Here is a 17,942-nt window from a genome sequence, read left to right as displayed (position 1 = left end):
GATTTTTGATGAATAAAGCCAGATTTCATTTCTCGAGTCTTTGTAGCCACCTTTTAGCAAGTGAAAAATCCGGATCGATTGTCAGTGCTTTTTCGATCATGACCCTAGCATTTTCTTGCTGACCTTGAGCTTTGCGTACAAGACCCATTCCGAGATAAGATTCCTTCCCTTTAGGATACACTTCTATGGAATATTGAAAGATGTCTTCTGCGGCAATTAAATCCTTACTTCGTATCGTGTGAAAACCAAGGTTAAATAGGACCGATATAGGTGTCTTGATTTCATACCCGTATCGTTTTGATAACCTATCGAAATGTTGTTTCACTGTATCCAACGATTCCAGGTTTTCACCTGGATTGAAGGGATTGAAGTCAGGATATAACGTAAGAAGAAACAGTGTGAAATCCATCGCTGGTACATGACCCTGGTTCACCAATTCATCCACTCTATAGGTAAAACTCTCTGGTTTATGGTCCTCTAAAACACGAGTGAATTCAGAAACGTGATCTGTTAATCCTTCATCATCGCTATAAATTATGTGTAGAGATCTGTTTTCTGTAAGCGTTTTTAACGGACCTGATTTTATTTTTTGTTGGAGCACTTCTGGTATAACCATAATGGATGGGCTACTTGCAAAGTAGCTATTAAACAGAAGAGGGTTGTTGAGCAGCGTGTAAACAGTAAAAAAACCGCTGTTAGAGCCTCCATAAAGCGCATTGAATGGAGCAGTTCGGTATGTATTGTCAACGTGCGGCATCAGCTCTGTCTCAAAAAAGCTAATATAATTATCCGGAATTGTTGTGTCTTGATTTCCTCTTTTTGGCTTCAAAATACTATTTCCATCGGGTAAATCTATTCCAATAAGTATCATCTCAGGAATTTGTCCCTCACCCATGTAGTCTAGTGTAGAAGCTAACATGGCGAACCGAGCTCGGTAATCTGAACCCAACATGTACAACACGGGATAGGTTTTCTTGGAACTATCATAGTTAGCAGGTAAATGGATTGATAGTGGAACAGTTTTGTTTAACACTTTTGACTGAAGTGAAGATATTTCGCCTAAGGTAACTGCTGGTTCACTGTACTCTGTTAAACGAGGAAGATCAGGATCATTTACTTTCTGTTTAGTATTGCACGCATTTAGAAATAAGGTGAATACAAGTATTAAAATCATGAAGTTGTAATTTCTCATTGTTCGTTTTTCTATTTAAATGTTGAATAAATGTATAGCATATTTAATGTGTAAAATCATTAACAGGATGAACACAACAATTAAATGACAATCCCATTTCATCATTGATATATGGCTTTCATAAGAAATTATAGAAACTTGTATTTATATATAGTATTTTTATACTCTTTTTAATAAAAGAGTGTATGTTTAAACAGTCATTGAAGAACACAATAGTACTTAATATAGGAGCCTTTTTATTGGTGCTTATACTTGAGATATTAAGTATATGGGCAATTAAAGATCGATTTGACACTAGTTACACTTTTTACTTACATGCTCTTCATTATACAATTGCCATTATGGGCATCATTTGGATAAATCATTTTGTGTTTATTCCTTATGTTTTTGATAAGAAACGCTATTTATTATATACAATACTTCTTATTGTGAGTCTGTTTTTGGGAGCCTATTTAAAAGGATATGGAAAAGGTGGCTGGTATGGTGTTTATAAAATGGTTTTTTTCCTAATATATACTACCGGAAGTGGAATGGCTGCTTTCTTTGTAAGAAGAAATATACTATTCAAAAAAGAAAATGATGAGAAAGAAAGTTTGCAAAAAGAAATGGAACTTACCTATTTAAAAGAACAGGTAAACCCACATTTTTTATTTAATTCGTTAAATAGTATTTATTCGCTTTCAAGACAACAATCGCCAGAAACTCCTGATGTTGTCATGCAGCTCTCAGAATTAATGAGATATCAGTTAGAGAGCGCTAAAAAAGATACTGTTTTATTAAAAGAAGAGCTTGAGTTTGTAGAAAATTATTTATTACTTGAAGAGAAAAGACTAAGTAAACGCTGCACTATTGAATTTTTAATTGAAGGCGATTTGATAGATTTAAGGATTGCTCCAATGTTACTCATTCCATTTGTGGAAAATGCAGTGAAACATGGCGCTCAAAGTACGAATGAACAAAGTAAAATTGATATTTCTGTGGCAATAAAAAATACGACGCTTCATTTTTGTGTAGTAAATTCAAAACCTTCTATGGTTTCTGAATCGAAAAGAAAAGGAATGGGACTTGAAAACGTGAGAAGACGCTTAAATCTATTATATACTGATTCACATGTATTAGAAATTGATGATAAAGAGAACTTATATCGTGTAAATTTAACTGTAGATTTAACAAGTTTAAAATATTAAAAATAGCGTAATGATTAAAATTGGTATCGTTGATGATGAAACACTCGCACGTAAAGTGTTAGAAGATTATTGTTCTAAAATTGACAACTTCGAATTAGTAATAAGTACGGGGAATTCACTTGAATTTATCAATTTTACTCAGCAAAATCAGGTTGATCTTATCTTCTTAGATATCGAAATGCCTGAACTTAATGGCATGGAAGTTTTGCGCTCTATGATAAAACCACCTAAAGTTATTTTGACTACGGCTTATTCTGAATACGCCTTAGAAAGTTATAATTATGGTGTTGTAGATTATTTATTGAAACCAATAAAACTTGCACGCTTTTTAAAGGCAATCAACAAAGTTTCAGCTTCAAAAATAATAGAACCTAAAAAAAATACTGCTACAGAAGAACTTCAAATAAAACATGATGGCATGCCAGTTAATGTTTCATTTAATTCCATTTTGTACATTCAGAGTTTTGGAAATTATTTGAAAATATTTACCGATTCAAGAATGTACCTGATCTCTGAAACGCTAATTAATATTACTACATTGTTATCTGAAAATTTCCAACGTACACATAAATCATACATAGCCAATTTGAATAGAGTTTCAAAAGTGAGTAAAACCAATTTGTCAATTGAAGATAAAAAAGTACCTGTAAGCGCTATGTATAAGGTTATTGTCTCTAAGAAACTAGAAGTTTTAGCGAAATTATAAATATTCCACTTTATTATTTAAACCATTCCATACACATTCCATTACTCTCCTATCCTCGTTTACTCATTTCACTTTTATTCATTAACTAATCGTGCATTTTAAATTTAATACGTTTCGTTCTTTAGATTTACATCATATTTTTTTAGTTAATTTGTTCTATATTAAATTTATATGACCATTAAAAACAATACTAATTACTTTTTCACCCTAATTTTCTTCTTTAGTTTCAGTTGCTTCTATGCTCAAACTAAGACCAGTAAAACACCTAAATGGGTTGTCAATCAATCCTATGAAGAAACTCCAGATATTGATATGGATGAAATCTCATATGGCTTATTGACGTTGCTTGATGATGAGCAAATTCATGTTGCTAAACAAGAACGTTATATTCGTCTTGTACGTAAAATAACAGACAATGTTGGTGTGCAAGATGGGTCGTCAATTTCTATTAATTATGACCCGACGTATCAGCAGTTATTCTTGCATAATATTACTGTTTTGAGAAATGGAAAAATCATTAATAAACTTAATGTTAATGACTTTCAAAACATAAGACAAGAGTCTAATTCAGAAAGTTATATTTATGATGGTAGTCTTAATGCTATTGCTAATTTATCTGATATTAGAAATGGGGATATTTTAGACATCAGCTATTCCGTTAAAGGCTTTAACCCTATTCATGGTGATCATTTTTCAGGCGCCACTGTGCTTAATGATACTCAGCCTGTAGGCAAAATTAATTATACTGTGATTTCTAATAGGAATCTAAAGTACAAAGTTCTACACTCAGACATAGAACCAAAAATCGGAAATTATAAAGGTTTTAAAACCTACAATTGGCAAACGACTTTAACTAAAACGCCAACATTTGAAGACAATTCACCTAATTGGTATTTACAGTATGAAAACTTATTTGTTTCTGATTTTGGAACTTGGGAAGACGTTGCTAGTTGGGCTTTAAATATATATCAAGATGATGTCAAATTATCTACAGATCTAAAAGCGAAAATTGAGTTTATAAAAAACAACTCATTGAATGAGAGTGAACGCATTAGTGCTACATTAAAATTTGTTCAAGATGAAATTAGATATCTAGGTTTGGAATCTGGTATTGGTGCATATAAACCGTTTTCTCCAAGTAAGGTGCTTAATCAACGTTTTGGTGATTGCAAGGACAAGAGTTGGCTTATGGTGACTATGCTTCGCAATATGGGAGTTAAAGCGTATCCCATGCTTATCAATACAGTTTATGGCGAATCGCTTCATGAGCTTTTACCATCACCAAAAATGTTTGATCATGTGGTTGTAAAAGTTGTTGATAGCACCAACACGAGTCTGTTTTACGATCCAACGATTAGCAATCAGTTTGGAAGTTCCAAGTCGGTTGCGTTTCCCGATTATGGTAAAGGTTTAGTTATAAAAAAAGATGTGACATCTTTAGAAAAAACGGTATCTAAAAGTAATGATTTAGTAGAGGTTTTTGACACATTTGATTTGCCTACTGTTGGAGGACCTGGTACTCTAAACGTGACGACTATTTATCAAGGTGCCGAAGCTGACGCTGTAAGAGCAAATTTTAAATCGAAGAGTTTATCATCTGTAAGTAAAGATTATAAAAAATATTACGAAGATCTTTATGATGGTGTAGAAGTTATAAAACCTCCTGTTTTTGAAGACGATAGTTTAGCCAATAAAATAATTATTAAAGAGTCCTATAAAATCAATGATATTTGGCAAACCATGGTGGGAGATGATAAAAATATTGCAATTGATTTTTTGCCATACAGTATTTATGATATTCTTATTTCTTCTAGTCAAAAAGATCGAAATACACCATTTGCATTATATTATCCAACCCATAAAAAACATAAAATTACAGTTAAATTGCCTGAAAAATGGAGTATTTCTAAAAATAATGTCAATGTGAATTCTAAAAACTTTGATTTTTCAATGAAGGTCAAAATGAATTCTTCAAGAAATATTCTATATCTAGATTATGAATATGAAAATAAAACGAGCTACGTTGCACCTGAAAATTATAAAGAGTTCTTCACAAAAACTAAAGATGTAGAAAAAAATATGGCTTACTATATTTACACTCCAATAAACACAGGTGAATTGGTTTCTAATGCTAACAGTATATTAAAATGGATTATTGGTTTTATAACAGTTATAGGAATGGGCTTGGTTATTTTTTCTGTTAGGAGTAATAAAAACTAAGATTAGTTATTGAATAATGAGGTGTTCTATTTTCTAGTAAAGAGTTAAGAAACGCTGAGAAAGAAGCCTCTCTTCTATCTGAATTTATAATCAATATAAAATAAAGTAATGAAGAATTTAAGTTTAATATACGGTATAGTGTCCGGTATAATAGTAAAGAAGTACCTATGGCAAAAAAAACCAACTTCGTTTTAACTCCCTTGTGTAAAAACTATTTATTCACAAAAAGCACCTATTTTAAGAAAGGGAAGAAAGCCAACTCGAAAGTTGGCTAATTTATTAAAAACGTTGGCATAGCCAAGCTAATTTCTATACAACTCTAATCAAACCTTAATTTAATTTTGACTAATTCGTTATTCTCAAAAGCATTTCTCTTGCACTTTTTCCTATATCTCCATCTGAATCCAAAGTAATAGTTTTATGAAGTAATTCTTTTGCTTTTTGAGTATTGCCTAATTTTAAATACGCTTGACTTATATTATACTTTCTTTCATTTGTTGTTATATAGAAAGTATTTATTCGCATGCAATGCTCCGCATGTCATTGTATTATGCAAGTAAAATAGCAAATACCAATATATTTAGTAGAATTGTTGATATACCGTAATTATGTTTTGATTTTAGTTAGATTTAGCTTTTTCCAATCCTTCTTTTATTTCCTTATCAAATTGTGAGTTTGGATACTTTTTTAGTCCATTCTCAAAAAAGGTAATAGCATTTTTATAATCTTTATGTTTTAAATAAAACTGTCCTAACCTGTTCTGCCAATAAGCGCTTTGATACCTTCTAGTTTTTAAAACATCCTTAAACTCTTCCATAAAGAAGCTAAAATATTTAAAATTATCACGTCTCCAAGCCAACCATATTAATGAGTTTTTCGTGCTATCATCAATTTTACTATCACCTCCAAAACGTTTTGCTCTTTCTTTAAAAAAGGATTTTAAATATGGAATTCCACCTGCATTTTTATAGGCTTCAATACTTTCAAACACTAATGAATCGTAATTATGATAATAGTACTTTATCCCTTTATACATAGCTAAATGAGGCATTGTTTCATGCACTTCATCATTGAACAATTCATATTTCCAAATCAAATTTTTAGGATTGTGTTTCTTTAATTTATCATTAAATTCTTCTGTAGAAGCGATGTAGTAAATATCTTTTTTTGAGTTTGCTATATACAAGTAAATGTCTTTATTTGACGTAAAGCTTTTAATACTATTTTCAGAAGCCCAACCTCCATCTGTTATAATAGCTCCTTGAAATAAATCATCTTCTTCTAAAATAAGTTCACTTACATAATATGCAGCAGCTTCCCATCCGTAAATAATACGTTCGTTAGTCGTTCTAAATTTAGTGTCTATATATTTAATTAGTTCATCTTTTAAAAATGAGGTAAACTTTTTTCGTTCATCAAACAATGTTCTCCTTAATGGATTTTGGTTTTTTATTCCAACGACAATCATTTCCGGAATTGCACCTGGTGTTCTCAATGATTTTTGAATGGCAACACCATTTGTAAAAAACCACTGTCCGTCTAAAATATACAATACAGGATATTCTTTTTTGGAAGTGCTATAACTATCTGGTAAATAAACTTGTATTTCTCTATCTTGATCTAAGATTGTTGACTTAATCGTATAATTCGTTCCTATGGTAACCTTAGATTCTTCTGTTTGAGAATAAGAGTAAAGAGTACTAATTAAAGTCAAGAGTAAAATAGTATGTTTCATCATTTGTATAAGAGTCAAACTCAAATTTAAACATATAGTTAAGCTATAATTCACATTTGAGTTATTTTACAATTACTTTAACATAAATGAAAGTTTTCGATAGTATTCACCAGATTACTATCCAATTAAGGTACAGATACTTGCTTCATTTAGCTATTAATTAGATTTTGGTTAACTTTATAACTGACTAATCAACCACAAAAAAATGAAAATACTTTTCCGCATTTTTTGCACATTTATGCTAACGTTCCTAGTAACTTTTACAACTTCAGCTCAGGAGAAAAACGCTAAAGAAAACCCTTTTAATAATCTTAAACTCCGAAGTATTGGTCCTGCCTTTATGAGCGGCCGTATAGCAGATATTGCTATTCATCCGGATAATGAAAACATATGGTATGTTGCCGTAGGCTCTGGTGGCGTATGGAAAACTGTAAATTCTGGTACAACTTGGACACCTATATTTGATAAACAAACTTCCTATTCTATCGGAACTGTTTCTATAGACCCAAACCGACCAGAAACTATTTGGGTAGGTACAGGTGAAGATGTTGGCGGACGTCATGTTGGCTTTGGTGATGGTGTTTATCGTAGTGATAATGGAGGACAAACATGGACTAATATGGGGTTAAAAGAGACACAACATATTTCTCGTGTTATTGTTCATCCAGAAAACAGTAATATCGTTTGGGTAACTGCGCAAGGTCCACTTTGGAATAAAGGAGGTCAACGTGGTTTATACAAAACAATAGATGGTGGAAAAACTTGGAAAAAAACTCTTGGAGATAATGCATGGACAGGTGTTACAGAGTTAGTTTATGACCCTACAAATCCAGATCGTATGTATGCAGCCACTTGGCAGCGACATAGAACAGTTGCAGCGTATATAGGTAATGGTCCTGGTACTGCTTTATATCGTAGTGATGATGGTGGCGATACTTGGGAAAAACTTACGAATGGCTTGCCTAAATCATCAATGGGTAAAACAGGTTTAGCAATTTCACCACATAATTCAAATGTGTTATATGCAGCCATTGAGTTAGATCGCAGAAAAGGTGCTGTTTACCGTTCTGATGATGGTGGAAATTCTTGGTCTAAACAATCTAATACTATTACTGGCGGAACTGGGCCACATTACTATCAAGAATTATATGCATCACCACACCAAAAAGATCGCTTATATCTTATGGATAATACCATGCAGATTTCTGAAGATGGCGGAAAAACTTTCTACAGAATGAATAGAAAAAACAAGCATGGTGATAATCATGCAATAGCATTTAAAAAGCAGGATCCTAATTATTTACTTGTTGGAACTGATGGTGGTTTATACGAGTCTTTTGATTTAACAAACTCTTGGAAATATATTGAAAATTTACCAGTGACTCAGTTTTACAAATTAGCTGTAGATGATGCGGAGCCTTTTTATAATATCTATGGTGGTACACAAGACAATAGTACAGAAGGTGGACCATCACGTACCGATAATCTTCATGGTATACAAAATAGTGATTGGCGTGTAATTCTTAATTGGGATGGCCATCAACCAGCTACGGAACCAGGAAACCCAAATATTGTGTATGCAGAACGTCAAGAAGGTACATTATCGCGTTTAGATATGAAAACAGGTGAAGCTATCGATATACAACCGCAACCAGATGTAGGTGATGCGATACAACGTTTTAATTGGGATGCACCTATACTTGTGAGCCCACACAAGCCATCCACTATTTACTTTGCATCACAACGTGTTTGGAAATCTGAAAATCGAGGTGACTCATGGACAGCAATATCTGAAGATTTAACTAAAAATGAAGAACGTATTACATTACCTATTATGGGCAAGCAACAATCATGGGACAATGCTTGGGATGTATATGCCATGTCAAATTACAATACAATAACATCGCTTTCTGAATCTCCTAAACAAGAAGGCCTTCTCTATGTAGGAACCGACGATGGTTTAATTAATATTACTGAAAATGGTGGTGCCAATTGGCGACAAATTAAAGTAAGCCAACTACCTGGAGTTCCATCAACGGCATTTGTTAATGATATAAAAGCAGATTTACATGATACCAACACTGTTTATGTAGCTTTAGATAATCACAAGTATGGTGATTTTAAACCTTATTTGTATAAGAGTACTAATAAAGGGAAGTCTTGGGTTTCTTTAACTAAATCTATACCAGATAATCATTTGGTTTGGCGATTAGTACAAGATCATGTCTCTCCTAACCTGTTATTTATAGGTACGGAATTTGGGTTGTTCTTTTCTGTTAATGGTGGAAAACAATGGACGGCTTTAAAAGGAAATGTACCAACAATTTCTTTTAGAGATTTAGCCATACAAAAACGTGAAAACGATTTGGTAGCAGCGTCTTTTGGTCGTGGGTTTTATATACTCGACGACTATACTGCTTTAAGAGAAGCTTCTCAAGAAAATTTAAATGCTGAAGCAAAGTTATTTCCGGTACGTGATGCCTGGTGGTACGTACAGCGATCTCAGCTAAGTTTTGAAGCCAATAAAGGTAGCCAAGGTGATTCGCATTTTGTAGCTCCCAATCCAGATTTTGGAGCTGTATTTACCTATTATCTCAAAGAAGCTCCTGAATTGCAAAAAGAGTTGCGTAAAACAAGAGAAAAGAACCTTAAAAACCAGAATATTCCTTTTCCTGGATGGAAAGCATTAGAAGGTGAAAAGCTAGAGCGAAAGCCTCTATTGATTTTTGTGATTAAGAATCAAGCTGGTGAAGTGATACGAAATATTTTTAAAGAAGCTACATCTGGAATTAACAGAACTGCTTGGGATTTGCGATATCCTAGTCCAAATCCAATAGTATTAGGTGAAACGAAAATTTCAAATGCTAATGAAGGACCTAAAGGATTGTTAGCACCACCTGGAAAATATAGTGTAACAATGTATTTGTTGAATAACGGTACTACAAAACAACTTGATTCTCCTGTAAACTTTAATGTAAAGCCACTTTATAAAAACACTTTAAAAGGAGCATCAATGGAAGTTACATCTGCTTTTTGGCGTAGTTTTGAGGAAGCATCACGTATATCATTTAAAATTGACATGTCTATAATTAAAGCTGAGAAAAAGATGATAGCATTACACAAAGCATTGATGAATAGTACAGCAAATACAGAAGATGCGTTAAAAGAATTAAAAGCAATAAGAGATCAAATCAATACTTTAAAATCCGATTACTATGGCAATCAGGCTAAATCAGAAATTGGTGAAAAAAATCCTCCATCTGTTGGAGATAAGATGTTTACTATTTATTTAAGTTTAGAGCGATCTACTTATGGACCAACTGAGACCAACAAAAAACAAATGAAGATTGTTAAAACGATGCTTACTAAAGCTGAAAATGAATTGAAATCAATAGAGAGTTCCATGGATAAATTTGAAGCCATGTTAAAAGCTTCTGGCGCTCCATATATTGATGATTAAATCAAACATTCTCTAAGAATGTTTATAATATAAAAAAAAGCCGCATTACGCGGCTTTTTTTATGTGGTATTGATTAATTCTTAATCGTTTTAAGCATTTCTTTGGCAGCTTTACCAATATCACTATCAGAATCTAATGAAATAGTCTTATTTAGTAGTTCTTTCGCTTTTTGGGTATCACCTAATTTTAAATACGCTAAACTTAAATTTTTATAAGTCATAGCTGAATTAGGAAAAAGCTGTAAAATCATTGAAAATATTTGAGTTGAAGCTTGTAATTGTTCCGTTTGCCCAGTTTGCAATAAAATGTTTCCTAGTTTGTTTAATTCTGTTTCAAAATCACAAAAAGCATAACGAGGATCTTGTACCATTTTAGGAAGTTCTGTTGCCATTTTTTGTGCTTGCCCAGTTGTATATAATTCTACGATATACTGTATTGGATTTGGCTCAAATCCTTCTGCATTAAAGGATAATGCAGCTTCTAATACAGTATCTTTATTATTTATATATTCTTCAAAACTCATGGTCACTGGAATGCTAGGCGCTGTCCAATCTCCATTTTCTAAAGCTGGCATGTCTTGCCACCATAAATATGATAAGTATGCTGTAATTTTGCTATTTGGCAATTTTACAGGTCGCGTATCTCCGTAAAAATTGACATTTTCTGAAGTCGGTTCGCCTACCAAAATTGCCTCTGTATATCTAGTAATTTCATTTGTTAAATTTTGACATGCAGAAAACGTTTCTCTACCAATAATAAAATAAAAGTTCCCTTTTCTATTAATGTTTGGTCTTGCCATTAAACCTTTTATCAATGGAAGATTGTTATAATTGTTTCCACCACCATTTAAACGGACATCATAAACTAATTTTTCTATAGTGTGTGTGTCAATAAATTCAAAAAGTCGCTTGTAAAACTGTTTCAATGTTTCGTTTGTATCATTAAAAACAGAGCTTTGTCTAACATAAAGTGTTTTTTTGTCTTCTAAATATTCAAAATAGAACAGTTTATCTTTAAAATGTTTTAAATACAAAGGTGTAGTGTCGGTATTTCTTGCCGTGAGCCATTCTGCTGTCGGTAATGTAAAATTGAAGACTTTTGGTTTATCTTTTATATTGATCGTATTAAATACATGCGTAAATACCTTTCCATCCTTTTCTAACGTAAGCGTAACATTCTCTGATAATTCTGGGATAACACGTTGTGCATGTAATATTTCTGGCGATCCTAAAAATCGTAAACCATAGGCTTTAAAGTATTGCTCGTTTTCTACAGGAACTACAGGATGAATTAACGCTAACGCTTTGTCTATAGGCGTATTCTCTATCTTCAAGACTTTTGCACCTAAAGCCTTTTTGTGATCTTTTTGAACACCTTCAATATAAATTCCGTCCTTAAACTGATACAGATTTATTGGTAAAATTCCACGTTTGCTTATTGTGCTATGCGGAATTTGTGTATGACCATATTTAAATGAGGATACAATGCGTGCCAATCCCACTCGGATTTCGTGTTCTTGTAAGTTTGGAATGTTATTGTATAATGCTTCTACTTCAGTATCAAAATCTTGCTTTGTTGTTTTTACGAAAAGAAATGAATAGCCTTTATGTATCGTTTTTTGTAAAAATCGTAGGTCTTCTTGCCATTGAGAAACACTTATAGTTTCTTGTGCTGATACTTGTAAAAACAAGAATAGGCTTAATAATATAAATAATGTTTTTTTCATGATGTGTTGTTATTTGATCTGAATTTATTTCAGGGTTTTTGATTAGATTGATGAATTAAAATTAATTGGTTTATTTACTGTTAGCTCGCTCAAAGATTAGCGTTGCAAAAGATTGTACGCCATATTTTATGGTTGTTTCATCTACAGCAAAGTTTGGTGTGTGTGGCATAGACTTGATACCTTTTTCAGCATTAGATCCTCCTAAGAAAAAGAATACGCCTGGTACTTTTTGTTGATAGAATTTAAAGTCTTCTCCAAAATAAGGTGCTTGTCCGTACAATGGTGTTATCATTTCTTTGTTATAAAAACTAGAAATTGTTTGTGTTGCAATTTTTGTGAGTTCAGGATCATTTACAGGAGTTCCCGAATAATCCTTTGTGTATTCTATGGAGATAAAAGCATCTTTAAATTTAGAATCTAGGATTTGTTTTTTTATTTTAAGCGGTAAGCTATTCACTTTTTTTAAATCAGTTTCAAGAAAACTAGCATTGTAAAAGCTAACACCTTTATCTGTGTTAAGTCGTCCTCCTTGTAGAATAAAGTAATCTTTAAAAATTGTCTCTTTGTTTGTTAATCCAATTTTAGGATCTGAAATTTTATGTATAATATCCCAAGGAGAACCTTTTTGTTCAATTGTACGGACATACCCTTTTAATACAGTATTCATAAAATTTTCTAACTCTTTTTCATTGGCGCTAGGCTTAAATTTTATCGTAAGTGTTTTTTGATACGCAAATAACTCATTAGACTTTACATTTATTCCTCCTGATGCTTCTGGTCCAATATGTAGCCCATAAATTTCATCTGGCTGAATCATGTCGAAAAGACCATCTGCAATCATATCTTTTGCGCCCGTAAAGGTTTCTTCTGCTGGCTGAAAAATAAAATAAACAGTTCCTTCTAGGTTTTCTTTTTGTTGCGATAAAACATTAGCAATTCCTAACGCTATTGTTGTATGCACATCATGACCGCAAATATGTCGCACACCTTCATTTTTAGATTTGAAATCAACGACATCAGGATCATCCGTTTTTATGGCATCCATATCTGCTCTCCAAGCAATATTTTTGCCTTTTTTTCCACCTTTTAGAATTCCTACAACTCCATTTCCTCCTATATTGGTTTTTACTTCTAAACCTAATTCTCTTAAATATTCCGCAACTATTTTAGAAGTTCTTTTTTCGTGCTTAGAAAGCTCTGGATGCTGATGTAAATCGCGTCTTACATGAACTAAATCTTCATAAATTTTATCCGTTTGATTTACTATTTTTTGATAGTTATTCGTGTCTTTATTAGACTGTGCACAAAGGATTCCTGTAGTGATAAGTAGAAGTAGTAATAGTATCGGTTTTAATTTCATGATATAATTTGTTTATTATTATATCACAAATATTGCCTTATTATGCCGTTAGATATAGTGCTTTTTGTTGAAGTATCGTATTTGATATTTGAAATATCACAGGAATACTATTTGTTCATCCATTCCTTAAAGTCATTGACCTTTTTTCTACTTACAATAAACTCTTGATCTCTTGGATTAGAAACAGATAACTTCACACGATGATTGAAATAAGGTTCTATTTTTTGAATTGAAGTTTTCGAAACTATCTGACCTCTATTTATTCTATAAAAGGTAGTATCATCTAATGAACCAAATAATTGATCAATTGTTTCATCAATAATGTATCGTTTGTTCTGAGTGATCCCAAAAGTCATACTATCTTGAGAATATATATATAATAAGTCTGAGACTTTTATTTGAACAAAGCCACTTCCCTCTTTTACTAATATTCCAGCACGTTTTTCTGGTGCTTGCATACTTGCAAGAAGTTCTTTTAAAATTGCAGGTTCTAAAGTATTAGAAGTATTCGTTTTTTTAAATTTGTTTAAGGCAGTAGTTAACTCGTCTTGTTGAATAGGTTTTAATAAATAATCTACACTGTTTACTTTAAATGCTTGAATTGCATACTCATCAAAAGCTGTTGTAAATATTATAGGTGCTACAACTTCTATTTTTTGAAATATTTCAAAGCTCAATCCATCTGCTAATTGAATATCCATAAAAACTAAATCTGGAATAGTATTTTCTTTAAACCATACTACAGCAGCTTTCACAGTGTCAATAATGTCTAATAATTGAAAATTAAAAGCACTTTTAGCTAATAATTTTTGTAATTGACTCGCTGCGCGTGGTTCATCTTCAATGATTAGTATTTGCATAGTTTTTCTTTTGATCAGATAGTTTTAATAAGGGTAAAGAAACCGTAAATTGATCTCCATCATTTGTAATTTCTGGGAGTTTATTAGAAATTAATTTATATCGTTGTTCAATATTTTTTAGTCCAATTTTTGTAGAATATACTTTTGTTGATTTTGCTTGAATTTTGTTGTGAACGACTAAAAAATCATCTTTAATTGTTACCGTGATTAGTAATGGTTCTGCTCTAGAAACTATATTGTGTTTTATAGCATTTTCTATTAATAGCTGTAAACTCATAGGCACAATCATAGCTGTTAATTTATCCTCCGGAATATCCCAGTTCATTTGCAGATTGTCTCCAAATCGTTCAGACTGAATATAAACATAAGCTTTCGTAAATTTCAGCTCCTTTTCGATGGAAGTTAAATTTGTATTTCCAGATTCTAATATAAAACGGTACACATTAGATAGATTATCAACAAAGTCCTTTGCATGCTCTTTAGGATCTTGATCGATAATATCTCGTAAGGTATTTAAGCTATTGAATAAAAAGTGTGGTTGCGCCTGATTTCGTAAGGTATCTAATTGCGCCTGAATCATGACTTGTTTGGTCTGCTCCTCTTCTCTGATAGATTTTTTAAGTCTTACATTATAGTAAATTGCTTCATATATTGCCATGATCATAATAACGGTGATAATAATAGGTATAAGAACCTTCAATATCACCATGTGTGAGGAATTGTATCCTAAAAGGGTAAAGAATTTTGCAAGTAAAAAACCCATTGTAGAATCAACAACTAGTATTACACTAATAATTACAATAAGAAGTAAAATAATTCGTCTTATATCATCTTTAAAATTGGGATATTTTTTTCGTAAAAAAATCAAAATAGATCGTATGATGATCCAATAGCAGATTACGTTAATTAATGCAGCAAACCAACCTATAAATATTAGGTCTATAGATTCTCTTTCTGATAGATTATTAAATAAATAGTTTGCAATAGTACTTATGATAAGAATGCCAATGATAGAAAACCAGATATCATTAAATCCTAAATATTGTATGCGTTTCTGCTTGTTGAATAGTGGCATGAATTTATAGACTTATTAATGGTTTTACTTGTTTTGTTTAATGCTAATAACGGGATTATTTGAATACCGTGCAATCAAAAAATGTGAGAAACTTGTATGTTTTCGTTTATTTATTTTAATAATTAAATATGCGATTACATAAAATAAAAACCTCTAAAACATCATTGTATCTTATTTTTGAATGATCACTCCAGATGAATTCTATTTATTTGAAATAGTGTTATATTCATAATTCTAAAATTCTTCTATTTCATTTTCTTGATTAATCTGTAGTTTTTCTATAAACTAACCTTTTTGATTATAGACTCCATTTAAAACCAAAAGAAACTCTGCTCCTATTTCTAAATTGTCCAAACAACTGATTTTCTCCACCATAGAAAACATGAGAATTTAATAGCAATTGTGTATTTGTTGTAAGCCAATAACTCAATTGCGGCGTTATATAGCCATCAGCATGATTAAAACTATGTACCCATAGAATCTCAGCTTTTACGTTATCATTCATCAATTCTTTTGAAATTAATAACGAACCATTTGTTTCAAACACATCACGATTGTAAGGTGAAATATTTTCTGTTATCCATTCATTAAACAGTTGAACACTCACTATATATTCACCTTTTATATAATCTAACCCAAAAGCCGATTTATAGAAATCACTTTGTTCAATTCCTTGATTTATATTGTTATTTGATGCGAAATTTTGATTAAAAATATATACAAGTTCTCCTCTAAAAGTTGTAGAGCCAAATACTTTATTAAAGGTTCCTCCTATTAAATGCTGTCGTTCATAAGTTGGAAAAACTTCTATAGTTGTCGTTTGATTATTGAAGTTACTATAAAATACAGGTAAATCATCATAATAGTAAAGGTAATTCAGAGAGAAATCCCAACCTTTCTTAAATCCTGATATTTTAAAACCAATATCAGAATCTTTAAAAAACGTATTCGGTTTGTTTGATTCATTTAGCTGCATTGCTATTCCTTCTGGAGGATTTTTAAAAATGCTTTGTGTAAAAAATGGCGCGCTAAAATCTTGAGTGATATGATATGTATTGTCTGGTATCCATATCAATTGAACGCTATAATCGTTTATTTTGAAATCTGCTTTTAATGACCAAAGTGGTATTCTACTATCTTCAAAATCATCTAATACAAACTCTCTAAAATTTTGAGGATTCACAACATCTAATAATTTTAAACCATCGGTTTCTCCCCAAACAATTTGTTGTTTTCCTATGGTAAGTTTTAATTTTTTAAAATTTGCATAGTAATACAATTCTCTTAGTTCAAGATTTGTGCGGTTTTCTAAGAAAAGTCTTTTACTAAAATCAGATACCATTTGTTCTATTGGTTTTCCCTTTTCTAAATTGTCTTGAAATTCAGAATATACTTGGCCTTTTAGTACAAATTTTGAACGATTTTTAAGTTTTAAAACTAATTCTGGCTTTAAAATTAATTCTGTTTTTTGAATTGTTTCATTCTTAAATTCATACGATGCTTCAGAAACGACAACTAAAGTTCCTTCTAATTTAGTCTTGTTCTGTGCAAGTAATAATCCGGCAGTAAACACCATAAGAAGGCTTATTATATTGTGCTTTGAAATGACACTGACTTTATAATCCATTGACCAATGTTTCTTCTGTAAAATAATCATCACTTAATTCCGTTTGGTAATCATTGTTTTCAAATTTGAAAATCGTTTCATGCTTTGTTTTATGATTTACGACTAAAATATGGTTGATTGTCCAAATATTTTGAACCTTTTGGATGTCTGAAATTTTTACAGTTTTAAGGAAATTTCCAGCTACATCCCAAGATTCTGATTTACGCATCATCCATAATTTAGAATCAACCCAGAATTTCACTTTACTATATCCTAATTCTTTTTTTGTAGCCTCATTTTTTGGTATGGCTTCTATAATATAGCAATCATGATTGTCAATCTTTTCAATGCCTATTGTTGTATAGTTGTAATCTTCTTTACTTATTTTAGTTTCGAGTTTAATGTCTTCGTATGTAAGATCAGTTCCTAAAAAATAATCTCCTCTATTGGCAGCAGATATACGTCGTGTTTTTCGCAATGCTGGAAGATAAAGCCATTGATCATCATCTCTAGAAGATTCTGGGTAATCAAACGTTAGAAATGCTGTGCCTTTTACACTTGATGGTGTTTCATAAAAAATGACAAGTCGTTTTTCTTTCCCAAAATACTTTCGCAATGCTATTGTCTTTCGAGTACGTATTTTTCCTCTTTTATCTTTTAATTCCATGATAAGGTTTCTTTTTAATGAAATTCCTTCGTTTCGTTCATGAGTTTTTTCTGCAATAAGTTGTCCATCTATAAGTGCTTGTTGTGCAAAAATTGAGGATGAATTCATAGTTAAAATGAATACTAAAACTGATATGATTGTTTTCATG

At 31.6% G+C, this 17,942-nt stretch carries 12 protein-coding genes; 4 read left to right on the top strand and 8 right to left on the bottom strand.

Annotation, left to right across the window (positions count from 1 at the left end):
* Positions 1 to 25: 25 nt before the first annotated feature.
* Positions 26 to 1,174: an alpha/beta hydrolase-fold protein gene (locus tag ACUUYC_RS19295; RefSeq protein WP_474268436.1), complete on the bottom strand. Its 1,149-nt coding sequence runs from the start codon at positions 1,172 to 1,174 to the stop codon at positions 26 to 28.
* A gap of 218 nt (positions 1,175 to 1,392) precedes the next feature.
* On the opposite strand from ACUUYC_RS19295, the gene ACUUYC_RS19290 reads away from it, so the two are divergent.
* The 3 genes from ACUUYC_RS19290 to ACUUYC_RS19280 all read left to right on the top strand — a co-directional run bounded on the left by ACUUYC_RS19290 (position 1,393) and on the right by ACUUYC_RS19280 (position 5,305).
* Positions 1,393 to 2,379 (top strand): sensor histidine kinase, encoded by a 987-nt coding sequence (locus tag ACUUYC_RS19290; RefSeq protein ID WP_474268435.1) that lies wholly within the window; start codon positions 1,393 to 1,395, stop codon positions 2,377 to 2,379.
* Positions 2,380 to 2,389: 10 nt separating this feature from the next.
* Positions 2,390 to 3,085 (top strand): LytR/AlgR family response regulator transcription factor, encoded by a 696-nt coding sequence (locus ACUUYC_RS19285; RefSeq protein ID WP_474268433.1) that lies wholly within the window; start codon positions 2,390 to 2,392, stop codon positions 3,083 to 3,085.
* 171 nt (positions 3,086 to 3,256) lie between these two features.
* Complete coding sequence (locus ACUUYC_RS19280; RefSeq protein ID WP_474268431.1) at positions 3,257 to 5,305, top strand: DUF3857 domain-containing transglutaminase family protein; 2,049 nt, start codon at positions 3,257 to 3,259, stop codon at positions 5,303 to 5,305.
* A gap of 619 nt (positions 5,306 to 5,924) precedes the next feature.
* Here ACUUYC_RS19280 and ACUUYC_RS19275 read toward each other — a convergent pair.
* On the bottom strand, positions 5,925 to 7,043 hold the full coding sequence (locus tag ACUUYC_RS19275) for an alpha/beta hydrolase-fold protein (protein WP_474268429.1): 1,119 nt from the start codon (positions 7,041 to 7,043) through the stop codon (positions 5,925 to 5,927).
* Between the two features lie 202 nt (positions 7,044 to 7,245).
* Here ACUUYC_RS19275 and ACUUYC_RS19270 point away from each other — a divergent pair, with 202 nt between their 5' ends.
* Positions 7,246 to 10,500 (top strand): WD40/YVTN/BNR-like repeat-containing protein, encoded by a 3,255-nt coding sequence (locus tag ACUUYC_RS19270; RefSeq protein WP_474268427.1) that lies wholly within the window; start codon positions 7,246 to 7,248, stop codon positions 10,498 to 10,500.
* A 73-nt stretch (positions 10,501 to 10,573) separates the two neighbouring features.
* On the opposite strand, the gene ACUUYC_RS19265 is transcribed toward ACUUYC_RS19270, so the two are convergent.
* The 6 genes from ACUUYC_RS19265 to ACUUYC_RS19240 form a co-directional block, all read right to left on the bottom strand.
* Entirely contained in the window at positions 10,574 to 12,226 is a 1,653-nt protein-coding gene (locus ACUUYC_RS19265; RefSeq protein WP_474268425.1) for a tetratricopeptide repeat protein, read from the bottom strand.
* Between the two features lie 70 nt (positions 12,227 to 12,296).
* Entirely contained in the window at positions 12,297 to 13,586 is a 1,290-nt protein-coding gene (locus ACUUYC_RS19260) for a M20 metallopeptidase family protein (protein WP_474268424.1), read from the bottom strand.
* Positions 13,587 to 13,693: 107 nt separating this feature from the next.
* Positions 13,694 to 14,446 carry a LytR/AlgR family response regulator transcription factor gene (locus ACUUYC_RS19255; protein WP_474268422.1) on the bottom strand — a complete coding sequence of 251 codons (753 nt, stop codon included), beginning with the start codon at positions 14,444 to 14,446 and terminating at the stop codon, positions 13,694 to 13,696.
* Positions 14,427 to 15,521, bottom strand: coding sequence for a sensor histidine kinase (locus ACUUYC_RS19250; RefSeq protein ID WP_474268421.1), 1,095 nt, complete (start codon positions 15,519 to 15,521; stop codon positions 14,427 to 14,429). The genes ACUUYC_RS19255 and ACUUYC_RS19250 overlap by 20 nt, the downstream gene beginning before the upstream one ends.
* A gap of 298 nt (positions 15,522 to 15,819) precedes the next feature.
* On the bottom strand, positions 15,820 to 17,148 hold the full coding sequence (locus tag ACUUYC_RS19245) for a DUF1302 family protein (RefSeq protein WP_474268419.1): 1,329 nt from the start codon (positions 17,146 to 17,148) through the stop codon (positions 15,820 to 15,822).
* A complete protein-coding gene (locus tag ACUUYC_RS19240) occupies positions 17,138 to 17,941 on the bottom strand; it encodes an outer membrane lipoprotein-sorting protein (protein WP_474268417.1) in 804 nt (267 codons plus the stop codon). The genes ACUUYC_RS19245 and ACUUYC_RS19240 overlap by 11 nt, the downstream gene beginning before the upstream one ends.
* Position 17,942: the final 1 nt, after the last annotated feature.

Source organism: Kordia sp. E (assembly GCF_056033805.1).
The sequence above is the reverse complement of the archived record's forward strand: the minus strand, read 5'-3'. Positions and strand labels throughout refer to the sequence as shown.